We start from the raw sequence: 26,074 nt of genomic DNA, 5'->3' as shown, positions 1-26,074 counted from the left end.
TATCAAAACGCAGTAGATTGGATTTCATGAAAGAATTTATCATCATTGGCGCTGGCCAATCTGGGCTATCTATGGCTTACAATTTAAGCCAACAAAATAAAGATTATCTGATTCTTGATGCTAATGATTGTATTGGTGCCCCTTGGTTAAAACGTTGGGATTCGTTAACCCTGTTTACCCCTACTGAATATAACCATTTGCCCGGCATGAAATTCCCCTTCCCTAAGGGCTATTACCCCAATAAATATGAAGTCGCTGACTACTTGAAAAGCTATGTAGAACACTACACTATCCCTATCGAGTTTAATCAAAAAATCACTGCCGTCACTAAAGTAAATGGGATTTTTGAAATCACCAGTGCCACTACAAAATATAAAGCTAAACAAGTGATTATTGCCACGGGGCCTTTTCACACGCCCTATACGCCACCATGTCATGTCGATATCGCTGAAGGGGTAACTCAACTGCATAGCGAGAATTATAAAAATCCTTCACAGCTTCAAGACGGTGATTGTTTAGTTGTTGGTGCGGGTGATTCTGGTGTGCAAATTTTATCGGAAATTGCAGATACCGGCCGAACGGCATATTTTTCAGGTACCGATCAAATTAAGGCAATACCGCAAACTTTTTTGGGTAAAACCTTATGGTGGTGGTTTACTAAAATCGGATTTTTATCAGTCAATCGCTACAGTAAAATTGGCCAATGGTTAAGTAAAGGGGTTCAGCCCGTTATTGGTACAGATGTTAAGTCCCTACTCGCTAAAGAGAATGTCATTCACATGGGGCGAACCTTATCAGCAGAAAAAGAGACAATAACGTTTCAAAAAGGCAGCATCAGCACGATTAAAAACATTATCTGGGCTACAGGTTTTAAACCTAACTTCTTTTGGATTGATGGTATCTCATTTGATGAAATGAATTACCCCAGTAATTATCGCGGCGTCAGCAATGATGTTGAGGGCTTATATTTCATCGGCCTACCTTGGCTTTACACCCGAGGTTCAGCTACGCTTGGCGGTGTATACAAGGATGCTGATTACCTAATGAAATACATTTCTAACAACAAGGTAGCGGCGTAAAATCACCTTGGCTGCTGACTTTCCCATAAATAAAGCGAAATAAGATAGTCCTTATTTCGCTTTATTATTGAACCTCTATGATGACTTATCAGCAATAACCGCTTTACTTGAATTCACTCAACTGACTTAACTTGAGCTCTATTTAACTCGGTCTCTAGTTAACTTGGGAGCGACTAATTGACAAGCCAAATCGTTTAGCTAAGGCTTTGCACTTGTGAAGCCAGCAGCCAAATCGCTAACGCGAAAAATATTAACCCCATAAACTTGTTTTGGTAAGTGCGAAACTTTTCATTTTTAAGTAATGGCTTACCTAAGCTGCCAACGAGTGCCACCAGCAGTAAGTTGAACAACAGCCCCATCACATTAAGCAATAACCCCAGTACTAGCATTTGTTCGCCAGAGCTAGCTGTAAGCTGAGTAGACACAAACTGAGGTAAAAACAGCACAAAGAAGATCAGCGCTTTTGGATTAAGTAGATTACTAAAAACCGCACGGCGATATAGTAACTTGGCTAAGTTATTTTGCTGCTCAATTTCAGGTGCATCCGCTGCACTGCTGCGCATGCAGTCCCACCCCATCTTTAATAAGTAAGCGCCGCCCAGAACTCTTAATACTTCTAACGCTATTGGGTTCATCGCCACTAATGCTGATACACCCATAGCTGCAAGTAAGGTTAAAATTAACCCTGAAGTTGCATTACCAAAGCTTGCATATACGCCAACTTTTCGGCCATAACTCAGACTTGAGCTGGCAATCAGCAGCATGTCAGGCCCAGGGATCAACAATAAAGCGACCACAGTGGTTAAATAAACAGGGAGTAAAGCCAAGTCGATCATGATTGATTAGATAAGTAATTAAACAAGGCGCGGATTTTACAGCTATCCAACATGAATAAAAGTCATGTTGTTTTTAAATGTGAGCTATGGTCGGCAAAGTTTGTTTACGCCAACTACGTGCTCATTACAAAGTGACACTCAACATAGACACCCCCTAGTAAACCAAAAAAGGCTTAGTGATTATCACTAAGCCTTTTTTAAGCAAGTTATACCAAGGTATTTAACGGTAGAACGCTTCCACAGTACCTTTAACAGTCATAAGTAAAGGTTGGCCACGACGGTCCAATGCTTTACCAGCTGGTACTTTAACCCAACCTTCGCTGATACAGTATTCTTCAACATCAAAACGTTCTTTGCCATTAACCTTAATGCCAATATCAAATTGAAAAATCGCCTCAACATGATGTGGGCTGCGTGGATTAACAGATAAGCGATCAGGTAAAGCGGGTTGTGAAGTTGTATCGTTCATGGTCATGCTCTGTAGTAATAAGATCTAGTGCTATTGTAGGCAATACCAACTCTTTGCTCAATGAATATATCTTTTGGTGTATCGCAATTTGCGGTTAATGAGACATTAACAACGCCATATTCAAGTATCATTCTGCTATTCGACAACACAATTATTGCCAAGCCGGCGTTTACAGGTAAGTAATGACTAACCCACTAGGGAATAGCAACGACAGTGCTGTATTGTTGGCTAATTGACTAAGCGGCAACCACAGACGGTATTACTTGGCTGAAATAAGACTACAGCAAAGTCTTTGGCATCATCTTGTTCAAGAACTTGTAAGCTCAGATTATGCATACCGTCTCGGCTTAAATTTAAGTTACTAACGTAGGAAAGATAACGATAATGCTCTGGCGGTTGCTGATCTTCAGCCAGTGGGCTTTCTTGCTTAGTATTCACCGAAATATCATAAATCCGATTTTGATTATCTATATGATTTACTTGGCCTTGCATAGAGACAGTGCCCGCAGTGGTGCCATCGATATTAAAATAGCGATAATGCACTTGTACTTGACCATCTTTTGACAATAAATCCACCAAAAGATAATGATTGCTGTCTTGTGTTTCATTATTGCGATTGTATAACTCAGAACTGCAACTCAACATAAAACTTGGGCTAGTTGTATTCAATTGATACCCGCCAGCGATCCCCGTTGTGAAGAGTAATATTGCCACCAAGCCTAATAACCAACGCCATGAAAAACTCATTGGTGTCCCTCCTGCTCTTGAAGCCAAGCCATGAATCGATAAATGTCAGTCATGGCAATTACGTTAATCACAAATCTCAACCCCTTTTAGCCATTGTTGGCTGACAAACTTTTTGGGTTGTCTCAGGTCGCTTATTTTGAGGTTACGAATAACAGATTGACCAATAAGCTCACCACGTAACGTAATATTAAGTACTTGCTCATCGTGTGACAGTGACAAATAAACACTTTGCAATGAAGACCGCTTACACTCAGCTAAACTTTGCTCTAATTGGGCGCCCTGCTCTTTTAGTAAGGCATTATTTGTTTTCGATGATGAGTACAAAATCACATCAACAGTTTTGCCTGAGGCCAATGTCACCGTAGATTCACTAAACGGCTGCGCTGGCGATGTCGCTGTTTGCGAAAACTGTCCCCATAATATGATCGTTGTCATTATGGAGACGATGACAAAGATGCCAATGCATGTCGCCAAGATGATCACATTAGTGGGTAAGCGCTGAGATTGATGTTTGCGACTTCGGTGAGGTTTTAATAGATACCCTTGCCCTTTGACTGTCTCTATTAGCGTTTCATATTGCGGGCCTAAAAATGCTCTAAGCGTGAAAATCGCATGAGTGACTGACGCATCGCTTAACGGTGGCGCTTGTTCGTCCCCTTTTTTCAGCAAAGGTTTAGCCACAACTTGCCCTTGATAATCAATCAATAAGCTCAACACTTGTCGTTCAGCTCGAGGAAGATGCCACACATCTCCTGTCTGTTGGTTAGTTAGCTCACCCTTAGCTTTATTAAACCGGCAATGCCCTAAATGCATTCATCTTTTCCCAACCACACTTCTATAAATACAGTGTAAAAAGAAAGTATAAATTTTTCTGTGATCCTGATTAATTTAGTGGCCTTTTTGTAACAAGCTAAAGGGCTTTTATTTACCTTTGCACAACAAAGTGAGAGGCAAGTCACTTAAATTCATAATGTAAATAAAACCAATTAACCGTTAATAGTGCCGTTAATCTTGATTAATCTCATTAATAGCGTGATCCCCCTCACGAAAAGTAGCAAGTTGCCTCAAAAAATCATCAGTGAGTAACGGAGTTAACGCTCCCAAAAGCCGTTTTTCTTACCTCCACATTAATTGGCTAATCATCACAAAATTTATCTGCACATTGCTTACATTAACTCTATCGAGCAACGCCTACCAAGATGATAAAAGCCAGTAAGGCACTGACTCGAAGAGATGAACAATTAACAACAAAACAAGCATGACAAGCTTGAACTTAATCAATAAGAAAACAGCAAATAGGGTGATTATTATGAGCATAACTAGACGTCAAGCCTTAACCCAAATTATTGGAATCAGTAGTGTCGCAGCAGGTGCTACTTTAGTGGGTACTTCAGCATTTGCTGCCACTGATGCCGATGGAAATTTCCGTTTAGAACTCGGTGATAAATTAAAGTATGTACCATTAGATGCCATGGCCACAGCAAAACTCGCCTACGAAACAGGTGGGGGCTGTATGCATCAAGTTTTTCACGCCATTATTACTAAACTTGCAGAGTCATCAAGTGCAGATGCGGCTAACTTTGCCTCAATCCCTACAGCATTAGCTGGTTACGGCTGGGCAGGTATTGTTGGTCAAGGCACCATTTGCGGCAACTTAAATGCCGCAGGGATGCTGATTAATATCCTTGATGATATTAACGATCAAAATTCAGCGGTCATCAGCGCATCATTTAGATATTACGAAAGAGAAGATCTTCCACTTTCTTCTGATGAGTTTGTTGCTGGTATTGGATCAACTGCGGAAAAAAGCCTGTTAGTCGGCCTTACTTCTATCGCCAACAGTCCATTATGTCACTCATCAATCAGTAACTGGTCAGCAATCAATGGCGGCAAACCTTTTGTTGAAAAAGGCGAACGTTGTAAACGTCTATCAGCGAGCATGGCCTACTACATCGTCGATTTGCTCAATCGTGCATACGCTGGAGAAGATATTGGCGTATTACCAGAATCTATGGCATCAGAAGCAACAGCAAGTTGTCAATCTTGCCACGGCACAAGTGACACTATGGGCTCAGCAGCGAGTGTTAAAGGCGATTTAGAGTGTGAAACTTGTCATACCGGACATTTCAATTAAGGAGCCCATCATGAAACGCAAACTTTTGAGCGCCTTATTAACGAGCTCACTGCTACTCATAGGTTGTAGTGATGATGACAATACAACTGAACCTGTCGATCCGCCTGTAGTTGAACCACCGGTAACTGATCCTGTTGATCCACCCGTCAGTGAATCTGTAGCCATTGATGAAGCAGAAGCGGTAACGTTAACATTAGAAACATTCGACACCGACTCTGGCACACTCACTTTTACTTTGACAAATGATGAAGACAAAGCAATAACCGATGCCTCTAGTTATCAGATTATGTATTTTGGTTATCCTATTTCTGGGTCTAATAATGCTAAAGCATGGAAGCGTTGGCATGTGAGTCAAAATTATAGCTGTGATACGAGTACTGAAGATGCATGTAATGGGGTATTAACCGAAACAGATATTGCTGGGCAATATACCTTTAATGCCACTGACTTAGACCTTGATAGTAAAGCTGCTGCAGGCGCTGTCGAGCAATATAAAGTGGCCATTTTGATTCATGGGGCTAAGGCGAGTAATGAGTTCGAGCTAATTACAGCCGAAGAATAATCGTCGCCCAGCCTGATACCAACCCCCATACAAAGGCATTAGGCATTTATAGCCGTAGCGTGTTGCTACGGCTTTTTTTGTGACGATTTTTGCGATGAATTCGTCGATAAGAGTGATCAAGGTAACAAATTGAATCGATGTTTATACCTTCACTGTCACAGTGTTTGTAACTGTGAATTGGGTCAGATTCCACGTAAAAAAATGGTGATAAGCTCCAAACATCTTTTTTATGGAATTGATATGCATACCCTTTTACGTCATCCGTTGATATACCTTGTTACTTTACTGACGCTCTTCAGTCAGCTGGTATTTGCTAATCCAACAACAATGACACCTAAGGGCAATACCCCATCAACTCAAACATCAATTTCAACTTCAGTAATAACGTCTAGCCATCATCAAGAGGCAAGCGACACATCATGCCAAGCTTGTTCAAACTGTCAGCATGAACATGAAAAAAACCAACAAACAGTTAGTTGCCAAAGCAATAATACTTGTCAATTAAATTGTGAAAATTGCTTATATATCAGCCTAGCAGATACCTTATCCATTCAAACGCCTTGGCATTTCAATCAAAATCTGGGGCATGTCATTGTCACTCCCCAGCCTTACTTTCAATCAATCGATGCGTCGCAAGCATTTAAGCCGCCTATCAGTTAATGTTATAAAACCGTTTTAGTAACAACGACTAATAACACTTTTATATCTACACAAACGACAATTTACGGACGAAACGACGCAGGTTATCGTCCGACTATTTCATGGAGTTAAGCAATGAAAAATATTATCTATATCGTACTGAGCCTCTTTTTAATTAGCTCTACTGTGCAAGTCGCCACAGCCGCACATCACGTTAGCGAGCAGCATCAATCACATGTTTGCCCTATGCATCCCGAAGTCACAGGTAACGCTGGAGATACTTGTCCTAAATGTGGAATGAACTTAGAGCAGACCCATAAAACCGACGGTGATCACTGCCCTAATAAAGGCCACTGCAAAGGTTGTGACGGTAAAGCCAAATGCGAAAACTGTAAAAAGTGTGAAAACTGCAAAGGCTGTGACGGTAAAGCCAAATGCGAAAACTGTAAAAAGTGTGAAAACTGTAAAGGCTGTGACGGTAAAGCTAAATGCGAAAACTGTAAAAAGTGTGAAAACTGTAAAGGTTGTGACGGTAAAGCTAAATGCGAAAACTGTAAAAAGTGCGAAAACTGCAAAGGCTGTGACAGTAAAACCAAATGCGAAAACTGTAAAAAGTGTGAAAACTGCAAGCAATGTGAAAACTGCAAAGGCTGTGACGGTAAAGCTAAATGCAAAAACTGCAAGAAATGCGAAAACTGCAAAGGCTGTAACGGTAAAGCCAACTGTGATAACTGTAAAAAGTGTGCTGATAAAGCTAACTGCAAATGCTGTTCAGCAAAACATGCACACAAAGATCATAAGACCAAGCAACATACTCATGCTTGCCCAATGAATGCCAGTATTACAGGTGTTGAAGGTGATAGCTGCCCTAAATGCGGCATGAAACTAATGCCAATGAGCGCCGAAAAAACTGAACACGCTCACCATTAGGCATATCTGATACCGCTAATTAACGATTAATTAGCGGTTTACATTTTGACTGTAGATACTTTTTAAAAGCCTTACATATACATCTGACTATCGTAAGGCTTTGATGACTTTCTCCGCTCAACGCCTTCTGCTTTACTCTGTTCAACTGACTATGTTCAACGGACTCTTTTCAACGAACTCTGTTCAACGGACTCTGTTCAACTGACTCTGCTCAACGGGCTCTGCTCAACTGCCCCTGCTCAACGAACTTTGTTTAAATCATCTTACACTTATTCAAATTATTATTTTTGCCAATAAAATGATTGTCACGAAACGTACAAAACGGCTTTTTATTCAACAAAAAGTAACCGTTAAAAAATCGTATCACGGCCACCAACTGAACAAAGTCTAACCAATCAGCGCACAAAAACACCGCACGTTGTTAGATTATTATATTTAATTGTGAAACTTCCTCATGTTTTTAGTATAAATGCCGTTATAGTCAGCACCCTTGATTAGGTTAGCCAAAGGCAGCCTAGATGTATCAACACACCCAGTTAATCGGTGTGTAGGAGTTATATTAATGAGCTTTTTATCTACATTATCCATTCGGAATAAGTTAATAACTGCGATGTTATTTGCTGTCATTGTGTCCACCAGCGTCGTTGCTTATGTAGGCCAAAATAGCGCTAAAACCTTATTATCAGAGCGATTAGAACAGTCGGATATGCCTAACCTAGTCCAGCGTATTCGTAATGCTATCGATGGCGAAATTAACCAGATGAAAGTCGTCACTCGGGCAATCGCAAATAACAGCATGATCCAACTTTGGATAGACCAAGGTGAAAGTGTTGAAGGTGAGCAGTACTTAATCGATTACTTAGCAAAAACAGCCAGTGATAACGGCTTTAGTAATGCCTCATTTGTCGATAAAAACAGTCATAAATATTGGAATCAAAATGGCTTTTTACGCGTACTGGATCCCGGCCATGATAAGTGGTTTTTTCGCTTCACTGAAAGCGGCAAAAACGAGTCGACGAGTATTTACCATGACAGTGTTGGCCAAACTGATATTTTCATCAATTACCAGCAAGAAAATGGCCAAGGCCTAAGCGGTGTGTCTAAATCTTTTGATGAAATGGTTGATTACCTCAACAGTTTTCAAATCGAACAAACGGGTTTTGTTTACCTCGTTGATGGCGACGGTGTCATTAAAGTTCACCGCAGTATCGATTATAAATCGGGTAAAACATTAGCTGATATTTATCCGAGCATTAACAGTCGTCAATTGTTAAACCAAAACAACTATGCTTTTGCAATGGCTGATGAGCAACTCATTGCTTCAAGTTATATATCAAGTTTAGGCTGGTATGTCATCGCTGAAGTCCCTCAAGAGGAGCTATACGCTGGCTTAGATACTTCACGTAATAATATCTTAATTACGTTCTTTATCATTGCCGTCCTCTTTATTGCGATCAGTATTTACCTTGGCAACAGCTTAGTGCGTCCACTAAATCAATTAGCTGATACCTTTAAAGAGCTCGGCGAGGGTGAAGGTGATTTAACTCAGCGTATTAACGAAAATGGCAATGAAGAAATGCGCCGTTTAGCTCAAGGGTTTAATGCCTTTATTAGTAAATTGCACTCTGTAGTTCAAGAGCTAGCTGCAACCTCAAACAAGGTGAATGACGCTTCTCAACATGTCTATAGCGATGCCCAACATTCTAAAAAATCTGCGGATATCCAAAGTGATGGAGCGCATCAAGTTTCTGTAGCCATTAACGAAATGGGCAGCACAATTGCAGAAATAGCAAACAATGCCTCCATTGCAGCTCAAGCCACTAATGATGCGACCATAAAAGCGCAACGGGCGCAAACCGTGGTTGAAGAGTCAAACACGACCATCACAGACATGGCGTCTAATATGGAAAACGTCTCAGAAAATATTGTCACTTTAGCAGAAAAAAGTGACTCAATATCGAGCGTGTTAGATGTGATTCGTGGGATTTCAGAACAAACCAACTTGCTAGCATTAAACGCCGCTATTGAAGCTGCTCGCGCTGGTGAACAAGGCCGTGGTTTTGCCGTTGTTGCAGATGAAGTGAGGAACTTAGCCCAGCGCACCAGTGAATCAACTGATGAAATTCACGCTATGATTTCTGAGCTACAAAACGGCGCCAAAGCTGCCGTAGCATCAGTCCACGAAGGCCGTGAGCATGCAAAATTAGGCGTTAAAGCGTCAATGCGAACGCATCAGGCGCTGGAAGAGATTGCAGGTAATGTTCAGCATATCTCAGATCTCAATACCCAAATAGCCACTGCGACTGAAGAGCAATCTGTGGTGATTAACGAAATTAATCAGCATGTGGTCAACATTGGTGACAGCAGCCAAAGCAGCGCCCAAGCTTCAGCCAGCATTGAAAGCTCAAGCAATGAGCTAAAATCAATGGCAAATGATTTAGACGGACTTGTGGGACGATTTAAATTAACCTAACTTCGCCACCATTTAACAGTAAGCAAAATAAAAAAGCCGAACACATTGTTTGGCTTTTTTGTTGCACAACGCTTGATTTATCTACCTATCAATTGCTTATTATGCTGAGTATCACTCACCACACAAAAAGGATTCAGATTAACCTAACGAGTGCTATCAAACCTGTTAATGTAAAGGGCCTAGTTATTTGACCAAGCATTTAAATTGACAGAACCTCCGCCACCAATCAGCTCAATCGCAAAAATTTGATAACCCCAATTACCAATATACGGGTATTTTTCATGCTTATATTCTTGCGGGTTTATCCACATTTGAAAATGCTGACCGACATTAATCTCACCGTTATCACGCTGATTGTAATAGTCACGAATTGCCCAGTATTGTTTAAATGTTGTTAGCCCAGGCCCATAGGCATGGGGCTTATCGGTGCGTGTTGAAACATAGTAGTCGTACTTAGCACCATCTACATTTTTAGTTCCTAACCAACGTGCACCATTGTCTTTGCCATCATCATTTTGATGCTCGGGATACCAACCATTGTGCTTATCAATAATGTAGTATTCGGCCATACCGTCGTAATTGGTGTTATTGCTTTTAGTCCAACCATACAAAGCAAAAACTGACTTTTGGCTGCTGTTATCAGGATAGTAATTTTCAATACTAAAGTTGACTTTTCGCCATTGATGCCCTGTTTGCCAACCTCGACCTGACACCACGTTTTGCGAGTTTCCAGACATTTTTATATAACTTGCGGTATAGCTAGTGGTGTAAAGATAAGTATTTGGATCGTTGTTCAATTCATAGTGGCTGGTGAAGTACCCTTGCTCAGTATTTGGAAATCTGGCTTCGGAAGTTTGAAACGTTTCAGCGGCCTGTATACTCCCAGAGGTGACACAAAAGGCAGCGGCAACCAACAATGCCCTTATATATGTATTTCTATTTGTATGTGAGTTCATAGTTTCCCCATTTATATATCTAAATATATTAAAAGGTGGTGTTATCTCAAGTACCGCATGAGGTTATTTATCCTCATAAATCAATGCTTAATAACGACACCGTGTTCTACAAACAGAAAACAGGGTTTACCTATGACGCCAACCTAGATTGTATTAATCTCGTCTGTTAAAAAGCAAAATTACATTACCTTGCCCACCTAAAAATTGATGATTATCGCCAATGAATTTATTTACTTAATTAAGACAACAAAATAGACCTGCTTCATTACTCGACGACCTATTAGTACATATGACTATAAGTCATGTCAACATAAGTAATGGCGAATATACATCAAAAGTATGAATACAACTGGCTAGGTGTAGGCGGCTAAAGCTGTGTTAATAACGAGGCGACAAACACTCGTCAAAATTAACTTAAGAAGTTGAAATAAATAACGTTATAGAGGGTAAACAAAGCAATATAGGAAGGGAGATGACCAGCCAAAATAAAGCGCTTAGAAATCAACAAAAAATGATGTAAAACATGGCGAGTCAATAAGCAAGTAAAGTTGGCGAATATAAATAGGCTTTATACTCACCATGATTAATCTGTCATCGGCTATTTATTTACTGCTTTGCTGCTTAAAGTAATCCCAAGCGTTAACAATACGGCCATCAGCGAACTTACATTCGCTAGTGTTGATATCGTATTCTCCTTGGGATGATATGCAATAGGCCGCAGCAGGATTTTCTAGCCCTACAGATTGATCTGCATGATATTTTCTATAAAAATCCCAAGCATCCACTTGAGTATTGTCTTCAAGCATACATTGCCCAGAAGAAATATCATACTTACCCCGCTCTGCACAAAATACAGCGGCAGGATTGGCAAGTTTTTGCTGGCTTGATTCAACCTGACTTTGTTTATTGTCACTGCAAGCAGACATCATGCAGAACAAGCCAACCAGCCCTATGATTTGATAACGTTTCATTGTTGTTCCATCCTTGAAAATTAATGTGTTCACATAAGTTGATTAAGCAGCGTTTAGCAAAGGTTTTCAACGCTCATGATAACTGCTGAGTGACTAATAAACGCTGACAGAGTTTAATAAAATCAGATGATGTGACAATCCCTAACACTCTGTTATCTCTGTCTAAAACAGGTAAACAACCTAGTTTATTGTCGATAAAATATTGCACGACAACAGGAAGCGGCTCATCTAATCCTAATTTATCGACTTGGGTATCCATAATATCGGCGATAGGGGTATAGCGCTCTTTTCTATCTAACGCTCCTTGGCCGTACTTATTGAGCACACTTAGCACAGTTGCAATCATTTTTTTATGGGTCAACATGCCAACAAATTTGCCATCGGATTCAGAAATAACAGGAAGATGACGCACATTACGGCTTTGCATTAATTGGTGAGCGTCTTTCATGCTGGCCTCATTACTAATACAAATAGGATTAGGGGTCATGATATCGCTTACTTTCATCGTATTATTCCTTATACAGATTATGTATAAATTCTAATCAAACCCGTCATGAATAGCGAGTAATTAACAAGCAAATCAGCCAAATATCAATGATGACTATAGCTGCTTTTTCGCTATTTCACCTTCTACCAACAAATATGCTCGCCAGTAGTTAAATACACCACCCAATAAGAATAACAAGCTGCCAATCATGTACTGCCAAGCAAGAAAGTTAAGAATAAGTAAGTGATCATTTGGTGACTCAAAAGCCCATAAATATGGCACGGAAGCCAAGCCATAAAGAACTGAACCAACGATGAAGCAAATCGAAGTAAGGTTCATCAACTGAAGTAACTGCACTGAGTCTGCTTTGACGATCAAAAATACGTTAGCCGCTGCGCCAACAACAAATAACGTGCTACCAATAATAAACAACCAGGTACTGATTAACGGCCAATCCACTTGAGGAAAACTCGCTAACCGACCAAATACAAAACATAAGGTGCCAAACAAGTATGTCGCCCCAGCAAAATACTCAACAACCTCGTCAACTTGGTGGGATGTATGACTTTTCCAATAACGCCGGATCTCAGCCATATCGTGAATATTAACCACTAAATAAGTTAACGATGCAGCTAGAAAGATCCACCCACCAATATAAGCGTATTCAGCTCGGCTAGGAAAAAAGAAGAAACTGCCAATAACAAATAAAATGCCACCTAATTTATAGGCAATAGCATTGATCGTTTCCCAGCGAAACTGAGATCTTAAGGCTTTTTTATCCGCGGTTAAATTTAAGATACGGCGACGATTTGAAAAAGCATGTGGCATAGGTTTGATATCTCAGTAGGTTTTGTCTTTGCTCAATTCAGCACTAACGCCAGTGATTAATGCTATCGTCATCGATAATAAGGATTAGTGCGAATCTTATATGAAGGAGCGAACCCTACAAATAACCGTATTTGGTTAGCACTCAACCAAGACAACGTTGGCTTAATCACAAACAGAGATGTAGTTTGAAAAGAAATAGAAAAACCAGAATGGGGTGAAATACACCCCACTGATGACGAATGACTGTTCTCGTTGATGGCAAATCTTATAAATGACAGCTCTTGTAAATAATAGGCCTTGTAAATGACAGTTCGTGCAAATGACGGCCCTTATAGATGGCAGCTCTTGTTAATGACACCTCTTGTCAATTACGGCTCTTGTCAATGACAACTCTTGTTAATAACGGCTCTTATAAATAACGGCTCTTGTAAATAACAGCTCTTGCTAATGAAGGCTATCTGAAGGAGTCTGGTAATCAAACTTGGGCATTGACCACTCATATCGAATCGCCAGCATTCTGAAACTAAAGCCAAACATCACAGCAATTGATAAGCTTATCCATTCAACAACACCGCTGAATTTCATCACCACATACAAGGCAGCAGTTGCGAGAGCAACAAGTGCATAGAGCTCTTTTTTAAAGATAAGCGGCACCTGATTACATAAAATATCTCGAATGACGCCACCAAAAACACCCGTCACAACTCCCATAACGATCGCAATTTCAGGACCATAACCAAGCATCAAGGTTTTTTGTGCACCCACAATAGAAAATACCGCTAGCCCGACAGCATCAATTGCCAAGAATAGGCGCGAAAGGTAACGCATTAACGGTGCTATCATCACCGTCAGTAAAGATGCGGTAGCGATGGCTAACAAGTAGTGCACGTTTTCAATCCATATAATGGGATAATTTCCCAGTAACATGTCTCGTAATGTGCCACCACCAATGGCAGTAACACAGCCAATGATAACGACACCAAACAAATCCATTTGTTTTTTACCTGCGGCCAACGCGCCTGTCATCGCTTCAGCTAGGATACCAACTAGCCATAAGGCACTGATCACTTTAACTTCTAACATAACACGCACTAACAAATAAAAAAGGAAGCAAATATTGCGCTCATCCCCGCTAAAAATACAGATATAATTTCTAATTTTATCATTATATTTTCTAATACTTTTACAGTGAAAATTTATACAAGCACCTACAGCTATATGGTTGAAAGATTTAAAACCAAAATTTAGTAATTAATAAAATAGCTAACACAGTATTTATGCAACCAAAACAAATAAGGACTCTATATGCACCAAAAGTTACATTAACCTTATCCTATTCGCTATTATTATGTTGCTGTGTATTCCAACTGCCGCCATTCAACACACTGATTTAGTATCAGAGTCGACAGTAATATCAGTCAGTGTTTGGCAACACAAAACGATTAGGCTTTTATCATTTAGCCGCTGAATGACGATGACCTTAGTTATATCTAAAAATTATCTTATTGAGCCTTAACAACCGCCCTGATTTAAGACACAATGTAGATAACATCCATCTAGACGGCTAAACATGAGAAAATCATTAAAACAGCGATCGTCCGATCATCACCGTGGAATATACTTTATTGGTACTACCCCACCGAAAATCGATACTGATTTTGAGTCGGTCAGCATTATTGCCGATAAGTTACTCGCTCGCCTTGATGAGATAAGTTTTGACGGTTTGATCATTTATGACATTCAAGATGAAACCAGTCGTACTGACACCCCTAGACCTTTTCCATTCAAAGCCACCCATGACTCTGGCACCTATGCACAATTAATCAACCAAAAGTCAGGTAAGCCTGTTATAGCCTATAAGAGTGTTGCAGGGCTGGATGAGCGAGGGTTTAATGAATGGTTATCTCGCGCTTGGTATCAAAACAATGTCAGAGATCTCGTCTTGGTGGGCTCCCCCTCTACTCAGGTAAAAAGTTCATTACCACTTAATGATGCTTATAAGGTCTTAGCTTCGCACTCTCAGGACTTCTATCTTGGTGGTGTTGCCATTGCAGAGCGCCACTTAAGCAAAAAGAATGAACACATTCGTTTATTAGGTAAGTCGACTCAAGGCTGCGAGTACTACATTACTTAAGCGGTATATAACGCCCAAGCGACAATTGATATGCTAACCAGCTATGCTCAAGAATGTGAGTTAAACAACATTAAACCCAATCGAGTTATCTTAACTTTCTCACCTTGTGGCAGCGCCAAAACCCTAGAATTTATCAACTGGTTAGGGGTCTCAGTACCAGAAGAAACCAGTGAGCGTATTCTATCTGCAGCCGATCCATTATATGAGTCGATTAAAATAAACCACAGTAATCTACTGCAAATTTTAGATGCGGTGATTCAGCTAAATATCCCGTTAGGGTTAAACATTGAAAGTTTAACTAATCGCAAGACTGAAATTGATGCATCTATTTTGATGTATAAATTACTGAAAGGCACCATGGATCAAGCCTTAGCACTAAATCAAATTGATCAATTTGTGCTGAATAAGTGATCACACAAAAACTATCATTCTCTATGGTGCTGATGCGCCATAGAGACTCCTTTAAGTTTCATCTAGCTAACACCTTTATTAACAGGCTTCTTGCTAACAAAGCATCAAACTCCCCTATATATCGCTTTTTTACCTCACAACGCTAGCGACACTGACTTCACCGAAACCTATTTTACTAATGTAAACAAATATTTACCTACGACTAATGTCTGAGGTTAAAACGCCGATTATTACTCGCTATGGCTATAGGGTTCAGATAAGGTGCTTCTAATTTAAAGCAGTAGCACTTTTAGTGAGTGAGCAATAGGAATGATATGAGCAGTAATTCAAAATCCATACATGAACAGAAAAGTGAATCTCCCCCCAGTCAATCGCAAACGAATCCATCCAACAAACAATATCAACAGCAACATAAACCCAGTTCTGCCTTTAACTCTCGAGATGAGTATTTAGAGCATGAATTAACGATTATGGATCCAAAGCGCTGGCGCCCTAATCTACCAGGCAAAGACTATCGCTTTGAACTGGAAGACACCATTCCAGCAATGGCTGCAACCATAGGTAAAGTGGTCATGGTCGGCGCCATTGCCACCACATTTGCAACCTCACTTGGCCTTGAAGAAAGCTTTATTCTGGAAAATGTCCGTTACGAACTCATTATTGCCGCTTTCTTCATTGTCATTTTCTCAGGTTTTTTATTGCCTACAGCAAACTTAGCTGGCACCCACGGACCGCTTATTCCCATTATTCCAATTGTGGTTGCAGCAGGCGGCCACCCAATGGCATTTGGACTACTCATTGGTGCCTTAGGCTTAATTCTTGCCATCAGTAAAGGCGGGAGTATGCTCGCCAACCTCACCAGTAAAGGGGTTTGTGGCGGACTCTTACTGTATCTGGGGTTTGTTGGTACTGCATCACAAGTAAAAAAGCTGTATGCCTGGGCCAACAGTATCGGTATGGAACACATCGCATTTATCGTGATTTTCTGCACCATTATTTTATATGCCTTACTAGAGCATTGGCGAAAACGTTGGCTAGCCGTGCCATTAAGTTGCTTACTCGGTGGTACGTTAGCCTTTGCCCTCGGCGCGCCATTTGAGTTTCAAACTGCGCCAGGTCTACCGAATATGAGCCCAATGTACTGGTGGGGAGAAAGCTCAGGTTGGATGCTTGGCTTACCGACTCTTGAAAGCTTTATCGTGGTTTTGCCCTTCGCAGTGCTCGCTGTCGCGATGTGGTCGCCAGACTTTTTAGGCCATCAAGTATTTCAAAAGATTAACTACCCGCAGCGCACTGAAAAAGTGCATATGAATATAGATGACACGATGACCAGCGCTTCAATTCGTCAAACCTTTGGTTCAATGCTTGGGGGGGCCAACTTCACTTCATCTTGGGGCACATACATAGTCCCTGCGGCAATTGCTAAACGCCCCATTCCTGCAGGTGCGCTACTGACAGCCTTGTTCTGTGTTATTGCCGCACTTTGGGGTTATCCAATGGATTTAGCCATTTGGGAACCCGTATTGTGTGTCGCCTTAGTCGTTGGGGTATTTATCCCACTTCTTGAGGCTGGTATGGAAATGACCCGAGAAGGAAAAACCACTCAATCAGCTGCGATTGTGGTGTTTTCGTCTGTATTAGTTAACCCTGCTTTTGGTTGGTCACTGACAATGTTATTGGATAATTTAGGTTTAATAGGCTGTAAAGATCGCAGTGCTAAACTCACCAAAATGAACCGCTGGATAGCCCCTAGCGTTATGTTTATCATTCTTACAGGGGTGATGGCATTAGTTGGCTTACTACCAGGTATTCCAGCCATCATTTCAGGATTAAACTAACGGTTCATTCGCCAAAAATTCAAGTTAGCTGAGCGCCAATGACATAACTGAGCAATAAATAGACAGAGGCTTGAACCTACAAGCCTCTGTGAATAAAGCCGCCAAACTGCTTTTGTAGATCCAAATATTAACAATAACCGCCAATCCCCCAGCTTATCGAGCTTACTCACCAACTTGAAAAATATTCGACATTATAAAAAAACAGTCTATTTACACTTACTTAGTATTTAAATTAAAACAAACTGTGTTATAAACGAATAACAGGGTTAAATAAAAAACAATTCGATGTTAATTTAAAAAATCTTTGTGTTAAATCAATGTTAATCACAAACTTTTATGGTTTGCTTGAATAGTGTCGGCATATATCGCCTTAAAACGAGCAAAGAATAACCATATAAAGTAAACCAAAGGTACCTAAAGCGTATTGCGCTGATACCGTTCAATTTATGAATGTGCAATCAATAGAATTATAAAAAAGGGGTTCATATGAGGATCATCCAACTCTTAGCGCTATTAACGTTCACACTCACTTTTTCACTATCAGCAGTTTCGAGTAACGCTAAAAATGAAGAGCAGCTCGTTCTTTCATCTTGTTTATCAGTTAATAAAACCGCATCTGAGATGTCGACTCAAGCATGTTCCTACTATATTCAAGGCTTTCTTGCTGGCTCATTCAACACCAGCCAACAGTATGAACTAAAGAACACATCGGGCGGATTCACCGATAGAGCCTATCGCACCCGAGTCGGTAAACAGACATCAAAAATACTTCCAACTGAGGTGTGCATACCTGCAAATGAAACCAAAGAGCAGTTAGTTGGGCGTATCGTCGATAGAACAATTGAGCAATTGTCACCGACTACAGACTCATTACAAGGGCTGCACAGTCAGATTTATCAAGCAATCGCCAACGAATCGTCGTGCGAGCAGCAAGATTAACGGCAACAGAAATTAAAAAATAACTTTTACAGGCAGGCTAAGTTTTAGCTAGCAATAACTCACACTAAGTATTGATTAATATGACACAAGAAATTAAACGCAGCGTCGTGCCAAGCCATAGGCTTAGCTTGATATTAACACTGGCGCTATTTTGGTGGATTAACTCCAATTACAGCAACCCTTTATTATTATCTTTAGGGGCTGGTTCAATCATGCTGGTGCTCTATATTGCGCAAAAAATGGATGTAATCGATCAAGAAACTCATCCTATTCGCCTTAATGCCCACATGCCCAGTTACGCACTATGGCTAGTTAAACAGGTCATTTTGTCGAATATCAGTGTGGTTAAACATATTTGGATGGGTAATAAAAGTATTACCCCCGTACTGACCACCATAGACACGCAACAATGCTCGGATATTAATAAAGTGATCTACGCTAACTCCATCACCTTAACCCCAGGAACCGTAGCGATAGACTTAATTGATGACCAACTCACCGTTCATGCTTTAGATAATGCTGATATCGACACACTTAAAACCGGAGAGATGGATCGCCGGGTAAGGGAGCTTGAAAACTAATGTTAGCCGCTGCCACAATCGCCATTCTAGTTGTTATGTTACTTGCGATCATTCGCTGTATCGTTGGTCCCACCCTTTACGATCGAATATTAGCGTTCAACTTTTTTGGCACTAAAGCCATTTTGTTGATTTCCGTTTTAGGTTTTTTAATGGGTCGCCCAGAGTTTCTCGACATCGCCCTCGTCTACGCCCTCATTAACTTTATCAGTGTTATCGGAGTATTACGTTACTCAGATTCTGCCGAATTTAAAGTCGCTCCTTATAAATCTCATCCAACCAAGGAGACTAAAGAATGAGCTTGTTACTCGAAATCTGCAGCGGTATATGCCTGCTAATAGGGAGTTTTTTATGCTTTTCGGGTGGGATAGGAATTATACGTTTCCCAGACTTTTACACCCGCATGCATGCTGCAAGTGTTACCGACACATTAGGCGCAGGCTTAATTCTCATTGGCCTTATGCTGCAAAGCCCCAATGGTATGGTCCTAATTAAACTGATATTGATTTTAATTTGTACGCTGTTCATTAACCCATCTGCCAGTCATGCATTAGCAAAAGCGGCACTACATAATGGCTTAATACCAAAAGAAGCTAAGCGTGCAAATCTAGGAGGGAACAAGTCATCGAAGCTTTAGTTGATATCATACTATTAGTATTTTTAGTGGTGATTGCCATTGCAATCGTGCGCATGACTGACCTATTAGCCGTTGTCATGTTAAGCGGTATTTATGGCTTATTATCTGCCTGTTTCTTTGTTGTACTCGATGCAGTAGATGTGGCCTTTACCGAAGCATCTGTTGGTGCGGGAATATCGGGTTTACTCATGTTAGCGGCCATTACAATGACAGGCCGAAAAGAAGCGCCAAGGCGTCATAAGCCTCTTTTATCATTATTTGTCGTACTGGTTACAGGTGGCATGTTGATATACGGCACAATGGATATGCCTTACTTTGGCGCCGTTGATGCTCCAGTTCACCAGCATGTCGCCCCTCGCTATATCCATGACTCTATGGAAGAAGTCGGCGTTCCTAATATTGTGACCTCAGTGTTAGGCAGTTACCGTGCCTTTGATACGTTAGGCGAAGTTGCGGTTATTTTTACCGCTGGTATTGGTGTGCTGTCATTACTCAGATTACCACGTCGTCGTAAAAATCCTCAATCAGATGAAGCGACTGAAGAGCAAATGCACGAACGTCATATGGTCGTGCGTATTGTCAGTAAAGCCCTCATTCCTTTCATCTTATTGTTTGCACTCTATGTGCAGTTCCATGGTGATTTCGGCCCTGGTGGTGGTTTCCAAGCAGGGGTGATTTTTGCTGCTGCGATTATTCTATACACCATGTTATTTGGCTTAGAAACCGCTCAAAAGGTATTTAATCCAGCCCTCATTCAACTTCTTGCCGCTGTTGGACTATTGCTTTACGCCTCCGTTGGAGTTGTTTCAATGATTAATGGCGCAAACTTCTTAGATTATAACGTTTTAGCCGAAAATCCACTCGATGGTCAACATATCGGGATCCTATTGATTGAACTAGGAGTCGGTATCACGGTTGCATCGGTCATGCTGAGTATCTTTTTTAATTTTGATGCCCGCAGACAAGCCCAGCAAAACAATAACAAGCAAAAAGGGGAGCAAGATGTTTCTCGGACTCTATAACTACTGGATTGTAGTCCTGTTGATGATGATTGGTTTTTATATCGTCATCGCCCACGGTAACTTAGTGAAGAAGTTAGTCGGACTCACTATTTTCCAAACCTCGGTGTTTATCTTTTATATCAGTGTCGGCGTTGTCGAACGAGGCAGTGCCCCCATCCTAGCTGAAGGGATCAGTGATTACTCTAATCCTTTGCCCCATGTTCTGATCCTAACCGCGATTGTGGTTGGTATTGCAACCACAGCACTTGGGCTTGCGCTGGTCATCAGAATCAAAGAGTCGTATGGCTGTATTGAAGAAGATGAGATCCAAAAACAAGATCAGCTAAACGAGGAAAAATCATAGTGCTAGCTCACCTGCCTATTTTACAAGTCGTGCTGCCGCTAATGGCGGCCCCACTATGTTGGTTTTTAAACCGTTCAAAACTGGTGTGGATATTTGCCTTATTGGTCTGTGCTGCAACTTGTGTCAACAGCATACTATTGCTGATAGAAGTGATGAAATCAGGGACCATCATATATGAACTCGGAGGTTGGGAAGCCCCTTGGGGGATTGAATACCGCATAGATAAGCTGAATGCCTTATTGTTGCTCATTATCTCAACCATTGGCACTGTCGTCCTGTTTGCCGCTAATACCAGCATACAAAAAGAATTGAGCGAAGATCGCCACACCCTGTTTTATAGCCTCTACCTATTATCACTAACAGGTATGTTCGGGATTGTTGCAACCGGCGATGCTTTTAATGTCTTTGTCTTTTTAGAAATTTCTTCACTCTCTGCCTATGCGTTAATTGCTTTAGGTAAAGACAGACGCGCACTGTGGGCTGCATTTCAATACCTGATTATGGGGACGATTGGTGCCACGTTTATCTTGATTGGCATTGGTATGTTGTACCAAATGACTGGCACTTTAAACATGAGTGACCTTGCAGTTCGCTTAGTTGATGTTGGCCATACCCGTACTGTGTTTGCCGCCTTTGCCTTCTTGATTGTTGGCATCTGCTTAAAACTGGCGCTTTTTCCGCTTCATCTTTGGTTACCAAACGCATATGCCTATGCACCTTCAATTGTAACCGCCTTTTTAGCAGCAACCTCAACCAAAGTGGCAGTGTATTTATTAATTCGGTTTACCTTTACCGTATTTGGCATCAGCTTCTCATTTACCAGTTTGCCTTTACAAGACATTCTAATGGTACTTGGACTCGTAGGTGTTTTTGTTGCTTCTATCACTGCGATTTATCAGCAAAACGTCAAACACATCTTAGCTTACTCAAGTGTTGCTCAAGTCGGTTATATGATTATCGGTTACTCCATCAATACCAGCACGGGTGTCATGGCAAGCTTACTGCACCTGTTTAACCATGCGTTGATGAAAAGTGCATTATTTTTAGCATTAGGCGCCGTCATGTACCGCATTGGTAGTGTTCAACTAAGCCAATTTCAGGGGCTAGGCCGACAAATGCCATTAACCATGTCTGCAATTGTCATTGGTGGATTAAGCCTTATTGGTGTGCCATTGACGGTCGGTTTTGTCAGTAAGTGGTATTTGCTCATCGCCAGTGTTGAAGCAGGTATGTGGCCAGTTGCCGCCCTGATCCTCTTAGGTTCGTTATTGGCCATTGTGTATATCTGGCGCATTGTAGAAATGGCCTACTTTAAGCCGCCATTAGCTGGACGTGAAACGGTTAAAGAAGCTCCTTGGACTTTCCTTGGTCCTATTTGGGCTCTTGTCATCGCTAATATCTATTTCGGTATCGATACTCGCCTGAGTGTGCAAGTTGCACAGGCGGCTTCTCAAAGCTTGTTTGGAATAAACCCATGAATCCATCTTTGGCGCTGATGTTACAGCTAACTATATTATTGCCTCTGCTGGCAACACTTGCTATTGCAGCAACAGGCAGTAAACCTAATCTTCGAGAGGCTGTTACCATCAGTATCAGCCTTGTGGTGCTTTACTGCGTTGTTAACCTCTATCAAGCACTTAAAGCTGGTGCGAACATTGAGGTGTCATGGTGGGAGCTCATGCCTGGCTTAGAAGTCAGCTTTGTGATTGAGCCGCTTGGCATGCTATTCGCTCTGATTGCCAGCTTCCTTTGGTTAATTACCACCATTTATGCCATTGGTTATATGCGTGGTCATAATGAAGATAACCAAACCCGCTTTTATATCTGCTTTGCTTTGGCGATTAGCGCAGTAATGGGGCTCGCTTTTTCTGCGAACTTATTTACTCTATTTATCTTCTACGAAGTGTTAACCCTATCAACTTATCCGTTAGTGACCCATGCTGGCACAGATAAGGCTAAACAAGGTGGTCGTGTTTATTTAGGGATCTTACTCAGTACCTCTATCGCCTTCTTCTTGCTCGCTATTGTATTAACTTGGTTAATCAGCGGCACACTTGAATTTACTGCTGGCGGCGTATTTGATGCCAATGTAGATACCACAATTGCTGGCGCCATCTTAGTGTTGTTTATTTTCGGAATTGGTAAGGCTGCAATGATGCCGTTTCATCGCTGGTTACCTGCAGCGATGGTTGCTCCGACCCCAGTCAGTGCACTACTCCATGCGGTTGCTGTGGTAAAAGCAGGGGTATTTACTGTACTTAAAGTTTGTATCTTTATTTTTGGTCTCGACCTACTACCGACATTGCCAACCACTGAATTTTTACTTTATCTAGCGGCTATTTCAGTATTGTTAGCCTCAATCGTAGCAATGAGGCAGGACAACTTAAAAGCCAGACTAGCTTACTCTACGGTGAGCCAACTCGGTTATATCACCATAGGAGCACTCCTTGCCACACAGTCGGGAGTGATCGGCAGCTCAATGCATATTGCCTCTCACGCTTTTGGCAAAATCACCTTGTTCTTCTGTGCTGGCGCCATTTTGGTGGCCAGTCATAAATCTAAAGTCAGTGAAATGCGTGGGCTAGGTTTTACCATGCCTGTCACTATGGCCGCTTTTTTCATTGCTAGCTTGAGTATTATTGGTGTGCCACCAGCTGGAGGGACCTGGAGTAAATGGTTCTTGCTAATGGGCACCATCGAAACAGGTTACTGGTTCGTGATGGTAACCTTAATGCTCAGTTCTCTACTCAATATCGCGTATTTACTGCCTATCCCTTATCACGCATTTTTCCCTGGTAAAGGTGAGGCACCTGAACATCGCGGCATAAAAGAAGCGCCTTTACCTTCTTTGATCGCATTAACTATTACTACGTTAGGCTGCTTGATTATGTTTATCCATCCTCAGCCCTTTTATGAATTGGCGAAAGCTATCTTGACTGTATCTGGAGTTAGCCATGGACAATGAGAAGCAGTATTTTTTCGATAAACCCAAAAACATTCAGCTTATTTTATATCTGCTATACGCATGCTGCGGTGTGCTTGTGGTGCTTGATTTTGTGATCCATCGCCACGTTTATCATAGCTGGGAAAACCTCCCCATTTTCTATCCTATTTATGGCTTTGTCGGCTGTGTCATTTTGGTATTAATCGCCAGCTGGATGCGTACCTTTTTGATGCGACCTGAAGACTATTATGGCCCCGTTGAAGCGCCTGATAACAGCAAGATAGAAATTATCGATGTCAGCGATGGCCATGCCAAAGAAGCTAACAATAACAATGAAGGTGATCGCAATGTGGATGCTTGAGTTACCGCCGTTTGTACTCTTTTTGATTGGCGGATTAATCGCTGCAACGACGCGAGGAAAGCTTCGTGGCGCATTGATGATTGCGATTCCAATCATCAGTGGATTGCATTTATGGACAGTGCCAGAAGGCATCCACCTGCAATTAACGTTTTTAGACTATGAACTCATCCCCTATCGAGCGGATAAATTAAGCCTGATGTTTGGCTATATTTTCCATATCGCCGCATTTATTGGCATAGTTTACTCATTGCACGTTAAAGACACAGTGCAGCAAGTTGCCGCCATGCTTTATGCGGGTAGCGCCATCGGCGCGGTGTTCGCCGGTGACTTGCTAACCCTATTTGTGTTTTGGGAGTTATTAGCCTTTACCTCAGTCTTTTTGATTTGGGCCCGTAGAACCCCTGCTGCCTATAGCGCTGGGATGCGTTACCTCATTATGCAAGTTCTCTCGGGCGTCATTTTACTGGCTGGCGCACTGTTTTATATCAGTGAGACTGGCAGTATCGCCTTTGACTTTATCGGCTTAGACAGCATAGCGGGCTGGCTTATCTTTATCGCTTTTGGCATCAAGTGTGCTTTTCCTTTTGCTCATACTTGGCTTACCGATGCTTATCCAGAAGCGACACCAACAGGCACTGTACTGCTTAGTGCGTTTACCACTAAGGTAGCCGTTTATGCACTGGCTCGAGCCTATCCTGGCACAGAGCTACTTGTATATATTGGCGCTGCGATGACCTGCTTCCCAATTTTCTTTGCCGTCATTGAAAACGACCTACGTCGCGTACTGGCTTATAGCTTGATTAACCAAGTGGGCTTTATGGTGGTCGGTATTGGTATCGGCACCTCGCTTGCACTAAATGGCGCGGTATCACATGCCTTTAATGATGTGATATTCAAAGGCTTACTGTTTATGAGCATGGGCGCAGTGCTGCATATGACAGGGCGAATAAACGGCTCTGATCTTGGTGGTCTATATAAAACCATGCCTAAGACCACCATACTGTGTATTGTGGGTGCGGCCTCTATTTCAGCATTCCCTCTGTTTAGCGGCTTTGTCAGTAAATCGATGGTGATGACGGCAGCAATGGAAACAGGCCATGATTGGGTTTGGTTAATGCTATTGTTCGCCTCTGCAGGTGTGTTCCATCATGCTGGTATTAAAATTCCTTACTTTGCCTTCTTCGCCCATGATTCAGGCATTAGAGCAAACGATCCGCCAAACAACATGCTACTGGCAATGTTCATTGCTGCCTGCCTGTGTATTGGGATTGGTATTTACCCAGCGGCGCTTTACTCATTATTGCCATATGATACGGGTTATAACCCTTATGATGCGACCCACGTACTCGCACAAACACAGCTGTTATTGTTCTCGGCGCTGGCCTTTGTGTGGTTAAATCTTAAAGGTAAATATCCGCCAGAATTGCGCTCAACTCACCTTGATGTCGATTGGGTGTATAGACGTTTAGTCCCTAATATATTGCAACGTATGTTTGCGGTTATTTGGAAAGTCGATGCTGATGTACGTCAGTCAGTTCGTGGCAAACTAAGTCAATGTCAGGCATTTTTAGCCCGCCAATACAAAGAAGGTGGTAGCTTTATCTCAAGCGACTATCCGTCTGGCAACATGGTGCTTTGGGTTGCTGTTATTCTTGCAACCTATCTGTTTATTGGCTTTGTAAATTAACCTAACTGCTAGAGTTGATTTAAAAAAAGAACACGCTAGCCTGTTTTGCTAACAAGAGTTACATACAGG

General features: G+C 41.6%; 26 protein-coding genes and 1 pseudogene. 18 read left to right on the top strand and 9 right to left on the bottom strand.

The window, feature by feature from the left end:
- Positions 1-26 precede the first annotated feature (26 nt).
- Positions 27-1,079 carry a flavin-containing monooxygenase gene (locus SJ2017_RS04320; protein WP_055022546.1) on the top strand — a complete coding sequence of 351 codons (1,053 nt, stop codon included), beginning with the start codon at positions 27-29 and terminating at the stop codon, positions 1,077-1,079.
- Positions 1,080-1,273: 194 nt separating this feature from the next.
- Here SJ2017_RS04320 and SJ2017_RS04315 read toward each other — a convergent pair whose 3' ends face one another.
- The 4 genes from SJ2017_RS04315 to SJ2017_RS04300 form a co-directional block, all read right to left on the bottom strand.
- Positions 1,274-1,915 (bottom strand): LysE family translocator, encoded by a 642-nt coding sequence (locus SJ2017_RS04315; protein ID WP_174567603.1) that lies wholly within the window; start codon positions 1,913-1,915, stop codon positions 1,274-1,276.
- A gap of 220 nt (positions 1,916-2,135) precedes the next feature.
- Entirely contained in the window at positions 2,136-2,384 is a 249-nt protein-coding gene (locus SJ2017_RS04310) for a DUF3297 family protein (RefSeq protein ID WP_055022548.1), read from the bottom strand.
- Between the two features lie 228 nt (positions 2,385-2,612).
- The gene (locus SJ2017_RS04305) at positions 2,613-3,131 is read right to left on the bottom strand and encodes a hypothetical protein (RefSeq protein WP_055022549.1); all 519 of its coding nucleotides are present in this window, start codon (positions 3,129-3,131) and stop codon (positions 2,613-2,615) included.
- 63 nt (positions 3,132-3,194) lie between these two features.
- Positions 3,195-3,944, bottom strand: a complete 750-nt coding sequence (locus SJ2017_RS04300) for a winged helix-turn-helix domain-containing protein (RefSeq protein WP_080914972.1) — start codon at positions 3,942-3,944, stop codon at positions 3,195-3,197.
- 496 nt (positions 3,945-4,440) lie between these two features.
- Between SJ2017_RS04300 and SJ2017_RS04295 the strand changes: the two genes are divergently transcribed.
- From SJ2017_RS04295 to SJ2017_RS04275, 5 genes are all read left to right on the top strand, one after another.
- Positions 4,441-5,265 carry a cytochrome c3 family protein gene (locus SJ2017_RS04295; protein WP_055022551.1) on the top strand — a complete coding sequence of 275 codons (825 nt, stop codon included), beginning with the start codon at positions 4,441-4,443 and terminating at the stop codon, positions 5,263-5,265.
- A gap of 10 nt (positions 5,266-5,275) precedes the next feature.
- The gene (locus SJ2017_RS04290) at positions 5,276-5,827 is read left to right on the top strand and encodes a hypothetical protein (RefSeq protein ID WP_080914971.1); all 552 of its coding nucleotides are present in this window, start codon (positions 5,276-5,278) and stop codon (positions 5,825-5,827) included.
- A gap of 240 nt (positions 5,828-6,067) precedes the next feature.
- Positions 6,068-6,487, top strand: coding sequence for a hypothetical protein (locus SJ2017_RS04285; protein ID WP_080914970.1), 420 nt, complete (start codon positions 6,068-6,070; stop codon positions 6,485-6,487).
- Positions 6,488-6,601: 114 nt separating this feature from the next.
- On the top strand, positions 6,602-7,396 hold the full coding sequence (locus tag SJ2017_RS21670; protein WP_244899770.1) for a heavy metal-binding domain-containing protein: 795 nt from the start codon (positions 6,602-6,604) through the stop codon (positions 7,394-7,396).
- 562 nt (positions 7,397-7,958) lie between these two features.
- Positions 7,959-9,869 (top strand): methyl-accepting chemotaxis protein, encoded by a 1,911-nt coding sequence (locus SJ2017_RS04275; protein ID WP_080914969.1) that lies wholly within the window; start codon positions 7,959-7,961, stop codon positions 9,867-9,869.
- Positions 9,870-10,048: 179 nt separating this feature from the next.
- Here the strand turns inward: SJ2017_RS04275 and SJ2017_RS04270 are convergent, their stop codons facing one another.
- From SJ2017_RS04270 to SJ2017_RS04250, 5 genes are all read right to left on the bottom strand, one after another.
- Positions 10,049-10,825, bottom strand: a complete 777-nt coding sequence (locus SJ2017_RS04270) for a glycoside hydrolase family 11 protein (RefSeq protein WP_080914968.1) — start codon at positions 10,823-10,825, stop codon at positions 10,049-10,051.
- Between the two features lie 602 nt (positions 10,826-11,427).
- Positions 11,428-11,796, bottom strand: a complete 369-nt coding sequence (locus SJ2017_RS04265; protein ID WP_080914967.1) for a DUF333 domain-containing protein — start codon at positions 11,794-11,796, stop codon at positions 11,428-11,430.
- A gap of 73 nt (positions 11,797-11,869) precedes the next feature.
- On the bottom strand, positions 11,870-12,301 hold the full coding sequence (locus SJ2017_RS04260) for a CBS domain-containing protein (RefSeq protein ID WP_080914966.1): 432 nt from the start codon (positions 12,299-12,301) through the stop codon (positions 11,870-11,872).
- A gap of 96 nt (positions 12,302-12,397) precedes the next feature.
- The gene (locus tag SJ2017_RS04255; RefSeq protein ID WP_055022560.1) at positions 12,398-13,111 is read right to left on the bottom strand and encodes a YrhK family protein; all 714 of its coding nucleotides are present in this window, start codon (positions 13,109-13,111) and stop codon (positions 12,398-12,400) included.
- A gap of 444 nt (positions 13,112-13,555) precedes the next feature.
- Positions 13,556-14,194, bottom strand: a complete 639-nt coding sequence (locus SJ2017_RS04250; protein WP_055022561.1) for a trimeric intracellular cation channel family protein — start codon at positions 14,192-14,194, stop codon at positions 13,556-13,558.
- A 487-nt stretch (positions 14,195-14,681) separates the two neighbouring features.
- On the opposite strand from SJ2017_RS04250, the pseudogene SJ2017_RS04245 reads away from it, so the two are divergent.
- The 12 genes and pseudogenes from SJ2017_RS04245 (at position 14,682) to SJ2017_RS04190 (ending at position 26,005) form a co-directional block, all read left to right on the top strand.
- Positions 14,682-15,656, top strand: a pseudogene (locus tag SJ2017_RS04245) (methylenetetrahydrofolate reductase).
- Positions 15,657-15,970: 314 nt separating this feature from the next.
- The gene (locus SJ2017_RS04240; RefSeq protein ID WP_055022563.1) at positions 15,971-17,494 is read left to right on the top strand and encodes a DUF3360 family protein; all 1,524 of its coding nucleotides are present in this window, start codon (positions 15,971-15,973) and stop codon (positions 17,492-17,494) included.
- A 486-nt stretch (positions 17,495-17,980) separates the two neighbouring features.
- The gene (locus SJ2017_RS04235) at positions 17,981-18,433 is read left to right on the top strand and encodes a hypothetical protein (protein WP_055022564.1); all 453 of its coding nucleotides are present in this window, start codon (positions 17,981-17,983) and stop codon (positions 18,431-18,433) included.
- Positions 18,434-18,513: 80 nt separating this feature from the next.
- Entirely contained in the window at positions 18,514-19,014 is a 501-nt protein-coding gene (locus SJ2017_RS04230; RefSeq protein ID WP_055022565.1) for a Na+/H+ antiporter subunit E, read from the top strand.
- Positions 19,014-19,310 carry an MrpF/PhaF family protein gene (locus SJ2017_RS04225; RefSeq protein ID WP_055022566.1) on the top strand — a complete coding sequence of 99 codons (297 nt, stop codon included), beginning with the start codon at positions 19,014-19,016 and terminating at the stop codon, positions 19,308-19,310. Before SJ2017_RS04230 ends, SJ2017_RS04225 begins: the two co-directional genes overlap by 1 nt.
- Positions 19,307-19,648, top strand: a complete 342-nt coding sequence (gene mnhG / locus SJ2017_RS04220; protein ID WP_065109879.1) for a monovalent cation/H(+) antiporter subunit G — start codon at positions 19,307-19,309, stop codon at positions 19,646-19,648. The genes SJ2017_RS04225 and mnhG overlap by 4 nt, the downstream gene beginning before the upstream one ends.
- A gap of 26 nt (positions 19,649-19,674) precedes the next feature.
- Positions 19,675-20,670: a Na(+)/H(+) antiporter subunit B gene (locus SJ2017_RS04215; protein WP_269454733.1), complete on the top strand. Its 996-nt coding sequence runs from the start codon at positions 19,675-19,677 to the stop codon at positions 20,668-20,670.
- Complete coding sequence (locus SJ2017_RS04210; protein ID WP_055022568.1) at positions 20,651-21,013, top strand: cation:proton antiporter subunit C; 363 nt, start codon at positions 20,651-20,653, stop codon at positions 21,011-21,013. Before SJ2017_RS04215 ends, SJ2017_RS04210 begins: the two co-directional genes overlap by 20 nt.
- The gene (locus SJ2017_RS04205; protein WP_080914964.1) at positions 21,013-22,491 is read left to right on the top strand and encodes a monovalent cation/H+ antiporter subunit D family protein; all 1,479 of its coding nucleotides are present in this window, start codon (positions 21,013-21,015) and stop codon (positions 22,489-22,491) included. The genes SJ2017_RS04210 and SJ2017_RS04205 overlap by 1 nt, the downstream gene beginning before the upstream one ends.
- Positions 22,488-23,978: a monovalent cation/H+ antiporter subunit D family protein gene (locus SJ2017_RS04200; RefSeq protein WP_055022570.1), complete on the top strand. Its 1,491-nt coding sequence runs from the start codon at positions 22,488-22,490 to the stop codon at positions 23,976-23,978. The genes SJ2017_RS04205 and SJ2017_RS04200 overlap by 4 nt, the downstream gene beginning before the upstream one ends.
- Entirely contained in the window at positions 23,968-24,318 is a 351-nt protein-coding gene (locus SJ2017_RS04195; protein WP_055022571.1) for a hypothetical protein, read from the top strand. The genes SJ2017_RS04200 and SJ2017_RS04195 overlap by 11 nt, the downstream gene beginning before the upstream one ends.
- Entirely contained in the window at positions 24,305-26,005 is a 1,701-nt protein-coding gene (locus tag SJ2017_RS04190) for a Na(+)/H(+) antiporter subunit D (RefSeq protein ID WP_080914963.1), read from the top strand. Before SJ2017_RS04195 ends, SJ2017_RS04190 begins: the two co-directional genes overlap by 14 nt.
- The last annotated feature ends 69 nt before the right edge of the window (positions 26,006-26,074 follow it).

The sequence above is a fragment of the Shewanella japonica genome (assembly GCF_002075795.1).
In the GTDB taxonomy this organism is placed as follows: domain Bacteria; phylum Pseudomonadota; class Gammaproteobacteria; order Enterobacterales; family Shewanellaceae; genus Shewanella; species Shewanella japonica.
The sequence above is the reverse complement of the archived record's forward strand: the minus strand, read 5'-3'. Positions and strand labels throughout refer to the sequence as shown.